Raw genomic sequence first — 12,722 nt, 5'->3', positions numbered from 1 at the left:
AGAAAGGGTCTGGAGCGTGTCGGGCGATAGCGGCGGCGCCGCGGCGGATAGCCTGGCGACAATAATGCTCTGTGGAACTGCGGGCGGGTAGGCCTGTGCCGGCCGGCGCGGATTGTGCGGCGCGCAAGCTGCTCTTCATTATAATGGAGAGCCTTACTGCATCGCGAAGTGTTCCATGATCGAATCCGCAATCGCCTGGCTGCTGCAGCTGATCGCAGCACCGGAAGTCGGGCTGACATCGGTCTTTCTGATCAGCTTTATTTCCGCCACCCTCTTGCCGCTCGGCTCGGAACCGGCCGTGTTTGCCGTCATCAAGGCCAATCCCGCGCTGTTCTGGGCCACCATCGGCGTCGCCACCCTGGGCAACACCCTGGGCGGCGTCGTTGACTACTGGATGGGCTACCGGGCCAAGCAGGCGTTTGCCAAGGAACGCGACACGCGCTGGTTCCGCTGGCTGGCCCGCTATGGCGCCAAGACCATGCTGCTGGCCTGGCTGCCCATCGTGGGCGACCCGCTGTGCACCCTGGCCGGCTGGCTCAAGCTGCCGTTCTGGCCCAGCGTGGCCTACATGGCCGTCGGCAAGTGTGCGCGCTACCTGACCATGACGGGCTTGCTGCTGTACGTGCCCGATGGCGTATGGCACCGGATTGGACAAATGCTGGCGTAAAGTGGGTGCAAACGGGGCGTAATGCAACGCCGTTTTGCCCCATTTTTGGGCAGTTCGATAGTTTGCAGCAGACTCTGATTCTTGGCATTTTTGCGTCAAAAAATGATTAACACTGGTTTTTTATTCATGCAAAATAGGGCTTTTCCGTATTTGCTATGGTGACGGGTGCGATGCTTAAACCTTGGGCGGCATAAGGCTGTTCCCGCATGGTGCGGCGCAATAAGATAAAATGGGCCTTTAGGGTCCAGTCCACATCGTCACCACACTCCATGAACGCTCCCGCACATATCCAAGCTTTACTGGCAGAAACGCCGAATGGTCCCGCAGCAAGCCGCCTGCGCGAAATCCCGTATAACTACACGTCGTTTTCCGATCGCGAGATCGTCATACGCCTGTTGGGGGAGGACTCCTGGCGCCTGCTCGACGAGCTGCGCGGCGCCCGCCAGACGGGCCGTTCGGCCCGCATGCTGTACGAGGTGCTGGGCGACATCTGGGTCGTGCGCCGCAATCCCTACCTGCAGGATGACTTGCTCGACAATCCGAAGCGCCGCCAGGGCTTGATCGATGCCTTGCATCACCGCCTGGCCGAGGTCGACAAGCGCCGCCTGTCCATCGACGCGGCCGGCGGCGACGTGGCCGCCAGTGGCGAAGCGCCCGAAGTGGCGCAAGCGCGCAGCGCCAATGTGGAGCTGCTGCTGAAAGCGGCCAGCAAGGCCGTGGCCGACTTTGGCGACGAATTCCGCAAGACCTATGACTTGCGCAAGCGCACGGTCAAGGTGCTGGGACGCTATACGGAAAAGCATAATGTGCGCTTCGATGGCATGACGCGCGTGTCGCACGTGACGGACGCCACCGACTGGCGCGTGGAATACCCGTTCGTCGTGCTCACGCCCGACACGGAAGAGGAAATGGCCGGCCTGGTGAAGGGCTGCATCGAGCTGGGGCTGACCATCATCCCGCGCGGCGGCGGCACCGGCTACACGGGCGGCGCAATTCCCCTGACGCCGATGTCGGCCGTCATCAACACGGAAAAACTCATCACCCTGGGCGCCGTGGAAATGACGGTCTTGCCGGGCCTCACGCACGAATACGCGACCATCAATTCGGGCGCCGGCGTGATCACGAATAAAGTGTCGGAAGCGGCGGAAAAGGCCGGTTTCGTGTTTGCCGTCGACCCGACGTCGGCGCATGCTTCTTGCATCGGCGGCAACGTCGCCATGAATGCGGGCGGCAAGAAAGCCGTGCTGTGGGGCACGGCGCTGGACAACCTGGCCTCGTGGCGCATGGTCGACCCGAACGGCGACTGGCTCGACGTCACGCGCCTCGACCATAACCTGGGCAAGATCCACGATATCGCACTGGCACGTTTCCAGCTGGAATGGCGTCACCCGAGCACGCGCGACGCGACGAAACCGAACGCGCCGTTCAAGACGGAAATCCTGGAAATTCCTGGCCGCAAGTTCCGCAAGGAAGGCCTGGGCAAGGACGTCACCGATAAATTCCTCGCCGGCTTGCCGGGCATCCAGAAAGAAGGCTGCGACGGCCTGATCACGTCGGCGCGCTGGATTTTGCACAAGATGCCGAAGTTCGCCCGTACCGTCTGCCTGGAATTCTTCGGCCAGGCGCGCGACGCGATCCCGTCGATCGTGGAAATCAAGGATTACCTCGACGGCTTGCCGGCGAAAGGCGAGCAATACACGACCATCCGCCTGGCGGGCCTGGAACATCTGGACGAGCGCTACCTGCGCGCCGTCGGCTACGCCACCAAGTCGAAGCGGGGCGTACTGCCGAAGATGGCCCTGTTCGGCGACATCGTCGGCGACGATGAAAATGCTGTCGCGCAAGCGGCGTCGGAAGTGGTGCGCATCGCCAACACCCGCGTGGGCGAAGGCTTTGTCGCCGTCAGCCTGGAAGCGCGCAAGAAATTCTGGCTCGACCGTGCTCGCACGGCGGCGATCGCCAAGCACACGAATGCGTTCAAGATCAATGAAGATGTCGTGATCCCGCTCAATCGCATGGGAGAATACACGGATGGTATCGAACGCATCAATATCGAGCTGTCGATCAAGAATAAACTGCAATTGGCCGAGGCCCTCAGCGAATTCTTTGGCAAGGGTAATTTGCCAGTAGGCAAGAGCGACGATGCGTCCGACGACCGGGTCGACGATGCGGAAATGCTGGGCGACCGCGCCGAGCAGGCGCAGCAGCTGTTGGCGCAAGTGACGAGCCGCTGGACCTATCTGCTGGCCCAGCTGGACCGTCCGCTGGCGGACGTGAAGGGCGAATTGGCCGAACTGGGCATGGAGCGCTTGCTGCCCGTGTTCGATGCGCGCCTGGAAACGCAGCCGGACGCCACCCTGTTCGACGTGGTGCAGGACCGCACCGTGCGCATTACCTGGAAGCAAGAGATCCGCGCCCAGCTGCGCCAGATATTCAACGGCGCCGCGTTCAAGCTGATCCTCGACGAGGCCACCGCCATCCACGCGCGCATCTTGCGTAGCCGCGTGTTCGTCGCGCTGCACATGCATGCGGGCGACGGCAACGTGCACACGAACTTGCCCGTCAACTCGGACAATTACGAAATGCTGCAGGACGCTCACGAAGCCGTGGGCCGTATCATGATTTTGGCCCGCTCGCTCAATGGCGTGATTTCCGGCGAACACGGTATCGGCATCACCAAGCTGGAATTCCTGACGGAAGAAGAGATCGGCGAATTCCGCAGCTACAAGCAGCGCATCGATCCGGAAGGCCGTTTCAACAAGGGTAAATTGCTGAACCTGCCAGGCATGGGCGCCGACTTGCGCAATGCCTACACGCCATCGTTCGGCCTGATGGGGCATGAGTCCTTGATCATGCAGCAAAGCGATATCGGCGCCATCGCCGACAGCGTCAAGGATTGCTTGCGTTGCGGCAAGTGCAAACCCGTGTGCTCGACCCACGTGCCGCGCGCCAACTTGCTGTACTCGCCGCGCGACAAGATATTGGCGACCTCGTCCCTGATCGAAGCCTTCCTGTACGAAGAGCAGACGCGCCGCGGTATTTCCATCAAGCATTGGGAAGAGTTCGAGGACGTGGCCGACCACTGCACGGTATGCCATAAATGCGTGACGCCTTGCCCCGTCAACATCGACTTTGGCGATGTGTCGATGAACATGCGCAATTTGCTGCGCAAGATGGACAAGAAGAGCTTCAATCCGGGCACCAAGGCCACGATGATGTTCCTCAACGCCACCGATCCCGTGACCATCAACGCTACGCGCAAGGTCATGATCGGCTGGGGCTACAAGGCGCAGCGCCTGGGCCACGACTTGCTGAAGAAATTTGCCAAGAAGCAAACCAAAGCGCCGCCGCCATCGACGGGCAAGCCGCCCGTCAAGGCGCAGGTGATTCATTTTATTAACAAAAAGATGCCGGGCAACCTGCCGAAGAAATCGGCGCGCGCGCTGCTCGATATCGAAGACGACAAGGTCATCCCGATCATCCGCAATCCGAAGACGACCACGGCCGATACGGAAGCCGTGTTCTACTTCCCCGGTTGCGGTTCGGAGCGCCTGTTCTCGCAAGTGGGCCTGGCCACCCAAGCGATGCTGTGGGAGGTGGGCGTGCAGACGGTCTTGCCGCCGGGCTATTTGTGCTGCGGTTATCCGCAACGGGGTGCGGGCGAGTTCGACAAGGCCGAGAAGATGATGACGGATAACCGCGTCCTGTTCCACCGCATGGCCAACACGCTCAATTACCTGGACATCAAGACGGTGCTCGTGTCGTGCGGCACTTGCTACGACCAGCTGGCCACGTATCAGTTTGAAAAGATTTTCCCTGGCTGCCGCATCATGGATATTCATGAATATTTGCTGGAGAAAAACGTCAAGCTAGAAGGCGTCAACGGCACGCGCTATATGTACCACGAGCCATGCCACAATCCGATGAAGCTGCAGGAATCGGGCAAGACCATCAATTCCCTGATCAGCACGGTGGACAACGTGAAGATCGAGAAGAATGACCGTTGCTGCGGCGAATCGGGTTCGCTGGCCGTCACGCGCCCGGACATTTCCACGCAAGTGCGTTTCCGCAAGGAAGAAGAGATGGTCAAGGGCGCCGACAAGTTGCGCGGCGACGGTTTCACGGGCGACGTCAAAATCCTCACCAGCTGCCCATCGTGCCTGCAAGGCTTGTCGCGCTACAATGACGATTCGGGCACGACGGCCGATTACATCGTCGTCGAAATCGCCAAACACTTGCTGGGAGAGAACTGGATGCCGGATTACGTGAAACGCGCCAATGACGGCGGCATCGAACGGGTGCTCGTGTGATGTCCGCGAGTTGCGATCTGTGCAACTTGCTGGACGGCTACGCCAACAAGCAGGGTCTGGAGACCTTGCTGTGGCGCAGCGAGCGCCTGTCCGTCGTGGCGGTCGACGATTCTGCCTATCCCGGCTTTTGCCGCGTGATCTGGAACAAGCACGTGAAGGAAATGACGGATTTGACGCCCGGCGAGCGCAATTACGTGATGGAAGTCGTGTGGCAAGTCGAACTGGCCGTGCGGGAAGTGATGCAGCCGGAAAAGGTGAATGTCGCCAGTTTCGGCAACATGACGCCGCACGTGCACTGGCACGTGATTCCCCGCTACCGCGACGACGCGCATTTCCCGAACCCAAGCTGGGCGGTGATCCAGCGCGAAACGGCGCCCGAGGTGCTGGCCGCGCGCCGCGCCCTGCTGCCGGCCTTGCGCGACGCCATCCTTCAACGTTTATCCGCATAAAGTATTGTCATGACTGAAAAAGCAGCACCACCCCAACCCACCGGCTTGACCGTGCACAACCAGTCGCGCGTGCTCGACGTGGCGTTCGACGACGGCAGCGAATTTGCCTTGCCGTTCGAATACCTGCGCGTGTACTCGCCGTCGGCCGAAGTGCAGGGCCATGGCAAGGGCCAGGAAACCTTGCAATTAGGTAAGCGCCTGGTCGGCATCACGGGTCTGGAGCCGGTCGGCAACTACGCCGTGCAGCCCACCTTCAGCGATGGCCACAATTCCGGCCTGTACACCTGGGCCTATCTGTACAAGCTGGGCGCCGAGCAAGCGACCCTGTGGCAGGATTACCTGGATCGCTTGGCAGCCGCCGGCTACCCGGGCGACAGCGGCCGCGATGCCAAGGCGGACATGACGGTCAAGCAATCTTCCGGACACGTCCATGGACCCAGCTGCGGGCACAAACACTAAGTCAAAAAAATAATGCGGTAATCTTGTCGGATTGCCGCCGCCCCGTTCGTCGTATGGATGCCCGCGCTTGCGGGCATTTTTCTTTTGGAGAAGAGACTATGGAATACATGATCCTGATCTACGCCGACGAGGCGCGCTATGCCGCCATGGAAGCGGGCCAGATGGCCAGCCTGATGGCCGACTTTGTCAGCTATACGCAGGACCTGGAGGCGGCGGGCGTGATGCGCGGCGGCGCCGAGCTGGCGCCTGTGCGCAGCGCCACCAGCGTGCGTGTGCAAAACGGCAAGCCTGTCATCACGGATGGGCCGTTCGCGGAAACCAAGGAGCAGCTGGGCGGCTATTACCTGCTGGACTGCGCCCACCTGGACGAGGCGCTGGCCTGGGCCGGGCGTTGTCCGGCGGCTTCCCTGGGCACCATCGAAGTACGGCCTGTCACGGCATAAATATGGCCGGTGACGCCATTGCGGCCGTCGAACGCGTCTTTCGCCAGGAAAAGGGCAGGGTGCTGGCTGGCCTGATGCGGCGCTTCGGCGACCTGGGCCTGGCGGAAGATGTATTGCAGGAAGCGTGCCGCAAGGCGCTGGAACTGTGGCCGCAGGCGGGTATCCCGTCCAATCCCGCGGCCTGGCTCAGCTCGGTGGCGCGCAACGCGGGCCTCGATCACGTGCGCCGCGCGGGCAAGAGCGTCAGCGAGGCCGAGGCCGTGCTGTCCTGCCTGCCGGCGGCCATGCTTGATGAAACGCAAGCCATCGAGGACGACCGCCTGCGCCTGCTGTTCATCTGCTGCCATCCCGCGCTGGCGCCCGAGGCGCAGGTGGCGCTGGCCCTGCGCACCCTGTGTGGGCTGTCCACAGGCGAGATCGCGCGCGCCTTCGGCGTGGCGGAAGCGGCCCTGTCGCAGCGGCTTTTGCGCGCCAGGCGCAAGATCGCCGAAGCGCGCATCCCTTTCGAGTTGCCGCCGGCCCAGGATTGGCCGCAACGGCTGGCGCAAGTGCTGCACGTGATTTACCTGGTGTTTAGCGAAGGCTATTGCGCCAGCGGCGGCGATAGCTTGCTGCGCGCCGACCTGTGCGCGGAAGCGCTGCGCCTGGGGCGGCTGCTCGACAGCCTGCAGCCCGGCCAGCCGGAAGTACAGGGGCTATTGGCCTTGCTGCTGCTGCAGGCGTCGCGAGGCCCGGCCCGCCTCTCGCCCGCAGGCTGTTTGTTGACCCTGGAAGAGCAGGATCGGCGCCTGTGGCAGGGAGATTTGATCGCCGAGGGGTTGGCCGTGCTGGAACGAGCCTTGCCGGCGCGCGCGCCAGGGCCCTACCAACTGCAGGCAGCCATTGCCGCCTTGCACGCCAAGGCCGTCACGGCCAGCCAGACGGACTGGCGCCAGATCAGCGCCCTGTATGGCGCCTTGTTGCGGCACAAGCCGGAACCCTTGATTTTGCTCAATGCCGTGATCGCCTGCGCGATGGCGCATGGCGCCGAGCACGGCCTGGCGTGGCTTGAACGCCTGGAAGCCGTGCCCAGCCTTGCCAATTCGCATTATCTGCACGCGGCCCGGGCCGACTTGCTGCGCCGCCAGGGCGACCGGCGGGGGGCGCTGGCGGCGTATGCCCGGGCGGCCATGCTGGCCGCGAATGCAGTGGAAAGGCAATACCTTCTCCGGCGTCACGGGGAAATGCGCCTGCCGCTTGTATAATGCTCCCAAGTTCAAACAGACTGCCTACCATGACCAATACGACCCATTTCGGATACAAAACAGTTGCAGAAGACGACAAAGTGCGCGAAGTCGCCAAGGTGTTCCATTCCGTCGCTGCCAAATACGACGTGATGAACGACTTGATGTCGGGCGGGCTGCACCGTCTGTGGAAGACGTTTACCATTGCCAACGCGGGCGTGCGCCCCGGTTTCAAGGTGCTCGACATCGCCGGCGGCACGGGCGACCTGTCGAAGGCGTTCGCCAAGCAGGCGGGCCCTACCGGCGAAGTCTGGTTGACCGATATCAATGAATCGATGTTGCGCGTAGGCCGCGACCGCCTCTTGAATCGCGGCTTGCTCACCCCCACCTTGTTGTGTGACGCGGAAAAACTGCCATTCCCCGACAATTATTTCGACCGGGTCAGCGTGGCCTTTGGCTTGCGCAACATGACGCACAAGGATGTGGCGCTGGCGGAAATGCGCCGCGTGCTGAAACCGGGCGGCAAGCTGCTGGTGCTGGAGTTTTCCAAGGTGGCGGCGCCCCTGCAAAAGCCGTACGACCTGTACTCGTTCTCGGTCTTGCCGTGGTTCGGACAGAAAATCGCCGGCGACGCGGAAAGCTATCGCTACCTGGCAGAATCGATCCGCATGCATCCGGACCAGGAAACGCTGAAGACCATGATGGAAACGGCGGGCCTGGAGCGGGTGCAGTACTACAATTTGACGGCAGGCATTGCCGCTTTGCATACCGGCATCAAGATGTAACTCAAGCTGTAACTCACCAAGCCGGTGATTTTAGGAGATGGAATGAAATTGAAGAAATTTATGGTCGGCATGATGCTGGCCGCGACCACGGTATCCATGCTGGGCGAGGCGCTGGCCCGTCCCATGGGCGGTGGCCGTTCGTTTGGCCGCCAGTCGCAAAACGTGGGCCGCCAGGCGCCCGCGCCGGCACCAACCCCGGCGCCGGCCGCCGCGCCACGCCAGGCGCAACCTGCGCCAGCCCCCGCGCCGGCCACTGCCGCCAAGGCGCCGAGCCGCTGGAAGGGCTTGCTGGGCGGCGCCTTGCTGGGCCTGGGTCTGGGCGCGCTGCTGTCGCACTTTGGCCTGGGCGGCGCCCTGGCCAGCATGATCAGCACCCTGCTGATGGTGGCCTTGCTGGCCGGCGTGGCGTTCTTCATCTACCGCATGGTACGTGGCAAACGCGACAATAATGCCGGCGGCAATGCGCCGTTCGCCGGTTTTGGCGGCAACCAGCCTGCGCCAGCGGGCAACGTGCCTGACATCGGTTCGCGCATCCCGCCGCTGCCGCCGCTGCAACCCGTCTCGTCCGGCGTAGGCCTGGATAAGCCGGTCCCGGCTGCCGCGCCATGGGGTGTACCAAGCGACTTCGACAAGGACGCCTTCCTGCGCCACGCGAAAAGCAATTTCATTCGCCTGCAAGCGGCCTGGGACAAGGCGGACGTCAACGATATCCGCGAATTCACGTCGCCGGAAGTGTATGCGGAATTGCGCATGCAAATCCAGGAACGGGGCGCGCAGCCAGACTTTACGGATGTCGTCACCATCGATGCCGAATTGCTGGGGATCGAAACGAGCGTCAACGACTACCTGGCCAGCGTGAAGTTTACGGGCCTGATCCGTTCGGCGCCGGGCGCCGCAGCGGAACCGTTCGCGGAAGTGTGGAATATGTCGAAACCCGTCAGCGGAAATAGCGGCTGGGTTCTGGCAGGCATCCAGCAATTGAATTAATTGTAAAAACTTGCTGAATAATGGCTTAAGTCCATGCGGAATGCATGATGCTTGACAGATATTTCCTGCTGAACTGGTAAGATCGAAACCGCCCACCTTGTTTGATGGGCGGTTTTTTCTTTTTGGGGGCGCGCGCGGCGCGCAGTATATAGATGGCACCACTTTCCGATCTCTCCCTGATGACGCCCGTCATCGCGACAATCAACCACTTGCTGGCGCAGGAGCCGTGGGCGCGCCAGCAACTGGCCGTGCACGCCGGCAAGCTGGCCTGCATCGACACGGGCGCCGTAGCCCTGCGCCTGCGCGTCGACAGCGCCGGCATGCTGGAAGCGGCGCCGGCCGACATGCCGGCCAACGTCACCATCCGCGTGAAATTGTCCGATGTGCCGCTGATCCTGCAAAACCGCGAGCGGGCGTTTTCCTACGTCAAGATCGAAGGCGATGCCGAGTTTGCCAATGCGATTTCGCAATTGAGCAAGGGCTTGCGCTGGGAAGCCGAGCACGACCTGGAAAAGGTCGTCGGCCCCATGCTGGCCACGCGCCTCGTGTCCGGCGCGAAGGATGCGGCCGCCTTTGTGCGCACGGGCCAGCAAAAGCTGGCGGAAAACGTGGCCGAATATTTTCTCGACGAACAGCCCATGCTGATCCGTCCTTCTACCCTGCAAGAGTATTCCGCTGGCGTGACGCGCGTGCGCGACGACGTCGAACGCCTGGCCAAGCGCCTTGCCCGGCTGGAAAAGGCGGCCGCCGCCGTCCAGCCGCAGCCCTCCTCACCGGATTTGTCTACATGATATTGAAATTCCTGCGCCTGTTTAAAATCATCCGTGTTTCCATCAAGTACGGCCTGGATGAGATAGCGATTTCTGGTCTGCAAGTTCCCCGCACCGCCAAATTGATCGACACCTTGATTTTCTGGCGCGACCTGTCGTCGCCACGGGGCTTGCGCCTGCGCCTGGCGCTGGAAGAGCTGGGTCCGATTTTCGTCAAATTCGGCCAGGTGCTGTCGACCCGGCGCGACCTGATGCCGCTCGACATCGCCGAAGAGCTGGCGCGCCTGCAGGACCGGGTGCCGCCGTTCGATTCCGACCTGGCCGTCGCGCAGATCACCAAGTCCCTGGGCGCGCACCCGGACCAGCTGTTTGCCCGCTTCGAGCGCGAACCGGTGGCGTCCGCCTCGATTGCCCAGGTGCACTTCGCTACCCTGAAAGATGGCCGCGAAGTGGCCGTGAAGGTCTTGCGTCCAGGCATGAAAAAGCTGATCGACGAAGACGTGGCCCTGATGCACATCGCCGCCGACTGGACCAGCCGCCTGTGGGCCGACAGCAAGCGGCTGAAACCGAAAGAGGTGGTGGGCGAGTTCGACAAATACCTGCACGACGAGCTGGACCTGATGCGCGAGGCGGCCAACGCCAGCCAGCTGCGCCGCAACTTCGCCAACTCGGACTTGCTGCTGGTGCCGGAAATGCACTGGGATTACTGTTCCAGCAGCGTCATCGTCATGGAACGCATGTATGGCATCCCCGTGTCGCAGACGGAGCGCCTGGTGGCGGCCGGCGTGGACTTGCGTAAACTCTCCAGCGATGGCGTGGAGATTTTCTTCACGCAAGTGTTCCGCGATGGCTTTTTCCATGCGGACATGCATCCGGGCAATATTCTCGTATCGATCGCGCCCGAATCGTTCGGCCGCTACATCGCGCTGGACTTCGGCATCGTCGGCACCCTGAACGACTACGACAAGGATTATCTGTCGCAAAACTTCCTCGCCTTCTTCCGCCGCGACTACAAGCGCGTGGCCGAGGCGCATATCGAATCGGGCTGGGCGCCGAAGGATACGCGCGTCGATGAGCTGGAAGCGGCCGTGCGCGCCTGCTGCGAGCCCATCTTCGACCGTCCGCTGAAAGATATTTCTTTTGGACAAGTTTTGCTGCGCCTGTTCCAGACCTCGCGCCGCTTCAATGTGGAAGTGCAGCCGCAACTGGTGCTGTTGCAAAAGACCCTGCTCAATATCGAAGGCCTGGGCCGCCAGCTGGACCCGGAACTGGATCTGTGGCAAACGGCCAAGCCCTACCTGGAAAAATGGATGAGCAACCAGGTGGGGCCGCAAGGCTTCATGGAGCGCCTGCGCGCCGAGGCACCCCGTTATGCGCACATCTTCCCGCAACTGCCGCGCTTGCTGCACCAGGCCTTGACGGTGCATGGCGAACCGCGCGAAAACGAGGTGGAATTGATGAAAACCTTGCTGGCGGAGCAACGCCAGACGAACCGCCTGCTGAGCTTTATCGTCTACTTCGTGGGCGCTTTCGCGCTCGGTGCGCTGGGCTTGCAAGTGTTCATGCGCTGGCATCAACTGCCGTTTTAACTGGCTGAGGACGTAAGTGATGGCTGACTTCCACACCCGCGACCCGCTCTCGCCCGCCTTCTGGGACGAGCGTTTCGAGAAGCAATTCACGCCCTGGGACCACGGCGGCGTGCCCGCGCGCCTGCGCAGCTTCGTTGCCGGCAGCCCGGCGCCGCTGCGCTGCCTGATTCCCGGTTGTGGCTCGGCGTATGAGCTGGTCTTCATGCTGGAGCACGGCTGGGATGCCACGGCCATCGACTTTTCGCCCGGTGCCGTGGCGGCCGCGCGCATCCAGCTGGGTGAGCGGGCAGGGCGGGTGGTGGAAGCGGATTTCTTTGCCTGGGAACCCGTTGCGCCGCTGGACCTGATCTATGAACGGGCTTTCCTGTGCGCCATGCCGCGCGCCATGTGGCCGCAAGTGGCGGCCCGCTGGGCGCAGCTGCTGGCGCCCGGTGCCATGCTGGCCGGTTACTTTTTCTTTGACGACAATGCCAAGGGGCCGCCGTTCGGCATATCGCGTGAGACACTGCAGGAATTGCTGGCGCCGCATTTCGATTGCCTGGCCGATGACGCCGTCGACGATTCCATCGCCGTCTTTGCCGGCAAGGAGCGCTGGATGAGCTGGCGCCGCCGGGCGGACTGAGGCGGGCGGGGCAATTTCCGCTGGCGACAAAGGAAAAGCTTTATAATTCAGGGTTTTTGATGATTTTCTCGGAGTAGAGATGCCGATTTACGCTTACCGTTGTGACGAGTGTGGTTTTGCCAAGGACGTCTTGCAAAAGATCTCCGATCCAGTACTGACGGTGTGCCTGTCGTGCGGCAAGCCCAGTTTCAAGAAACAATTGACGGCCGCCGGTTTCCAATTGAAGGGCACCGGCTGGTACGCGACCGATTTCCGCGGCGGCACGGCGCCCACCACGGCCATTCCGACGGGCCCGGCCGATAACGCCAAACCCGCCCCGGCCGCCGAGAGCGCGCCTGCCGCGGCCCCTGCGCCCGCCCCGGCTGCCGCTGCGCCGAAAGCGGACTGAAAAGCGCGCCGCGCCGATACGATCCCTTAC

The 12,722-nt window shown here is 62.3% G+C and carries 12 protein-coding genes; all 12 read left to right on the top strand.

From position 1 onward, the window contains the following. Positions 1 to 175: 175 nt before the first annotated feature. Positions 176 to 667 (top strand): YqaA family protein, encoded by a 492-nt coding sequence (locus tag VPH40_RS10825; RefSeq protein WP_077398959.1) that lies wholly within the window; start codon positions 176 to 178, stop codon positions 665 to 667. Between the two features lie 269 nt (positions 668 to 936). Further along, on the top strand, positions 937 to 4,977 hold the full coding sequence (locus VPH40_RS10820) for a DUF3683 domain-containing protein (protein ID WP_328573441.1): 4,041 nt from the start codon (positions 937 to 939) through the stop codon (positions 4,975 to 4,977). Then, positions 4,977 to 5,426, top strand: coding sequence for an HIT family protein (locus VPH40_RS10815; RefSeq protein WP_328573440.1), 450 nt, complete (start codon positions 4,977 to 4,979; stop codon positions 5,424 to 5,426). The genes VPH40_RS10820 and VPH40_RS10815 overlap by 1 nt, the downstream gene beginning before the upstream one ends. Positions 5,427 to 5,435: 9 nt before the next feature. Continuing rightward, entirely contained in the window at positions 5,436 to 5,885 is a 450-nt protein-coding gene (locus VPH40_RS10810) for a DUF971 domain-containing protein (RefSeq protein ID WP_328573439.1), read from the top strand. A gap of 98 nt (positions 5,886 to 5,983) precedes the next feature. Beyond that, a complete protein-coding gene (locus VPH40_RS10805; RefSeq protein WP_328573438.1) occupies positions 5,984 to 6,328 on the top strand; it encodes a YciI family protein in 345 nt (114 codons plus the stop codon). Between the two features lie 2 nt (positions 6,329 to 6,330). Next, entirely contained in the window at positions 6,331 to 7,572 is a 1,242-nt protein-coding gene (locus tag VPH40_RS10800; RefSeq protein WP_328573437.1) for an RNA polymerase sigma factor, read from the top strand. A 29-nt stretch (positions 7,573 to 7,601) separates the two neighbouring features. Beyond that, positions 7,602 to 8,336, top strand: coding sequence for a bifunctional demethylmenaquinone methyltransferase/2-methoxy-6-polyprenyl-1,4-benzoquinol methylase UbiE (gene ubiE, locus VPH40_RS10795; RefSeq protein WP_034753359.1), 735 nt, complete (start codon positions 7,602 to 7,604; stop codon positions 8,334 to 8,336). 42 nt (positions 8,337 to 8,378) lie between these two features. Beyond that, positions 8,379 to 9,323, top strand: a complete 945-nt coding sequence (locus VPH40_RS10790) for a Tim44 domain-containing protein (RefSeq protein WP_328573436.1) — start codon at positions 8,379 to 8,381, stop codon at positions 9,321 to 9,323. A gap of 152 nt (positions 9,324 to 9,475) precedes the next feature. Next, a complete protein-coding gene (locus tag VPH40_RS10785) occupies positions 9,476 to 10,114 on the top strand; it encodes a ubiquinone biosynthesis accessory factor UbiJ (RefSeq protein ID WP_289912344.1) in 639 nt (212 codons plus the stop codon). Next, entirely contained in the window at positions 10,111 to 11,682 is a 1,572-nt protein-coding gene (gene ubiB / locus VPH40_RS10780; RefSeq protein ID WP_099665676.1) for a ubiquinone biosynthesis regulatory protein kinase UbiB, read from the top strand. Before VPH40_RS10785 ends, ubiB begins: the two co-directional genes overlap by 4 nt. A 19-nt stretch (positions 11,683 to 11,701) precedes the next feature. Beyond that, positions 11,702 to 12,304 (top strand): methyltransferase, encoded by a 603-nt coding sequence (locus VPH40_RS10775; RefSeq protein ID WP_305053875.1) that lies wholly within the window; start codon positions 11,702 to 11,704, stop codon positions 12,302 to 12,304. Positions 12,305 to 12,383: 79 nt separating this feature from the next. Further along, positions 12,384 to 12,692 carry an FmdB family zinc ribbon protein gene (locus VPH40_RS10770; protein WP_077398979.1) on the top strand — a complete coding sequence of 103 codons (309 nt, stop codon included), beginning with the start codon at positions 12,384 to 12,386 and terminating at the stop codon, positions 12,690 to 12,692. The last annotated feature ends 30 nt before the right edge of the window (positions 12,693 to 12,722 follow it).

It is taken from the genome of Janthinobacterium sp. P210005 (assembly GCF_036231865.1).
In the GTDB taxonomy this organism is placed as follows: domain Bacteria; phylum Pseudomonadota; class Gammaproteobacteria; order Burkholderiales; family Burkholderiaceae_D; genus Janthinobacterium; species Janthinobacterium kumbetense.
This window is presented reverse-complemented; position numbering and strand designations above follow the sequence as displayed.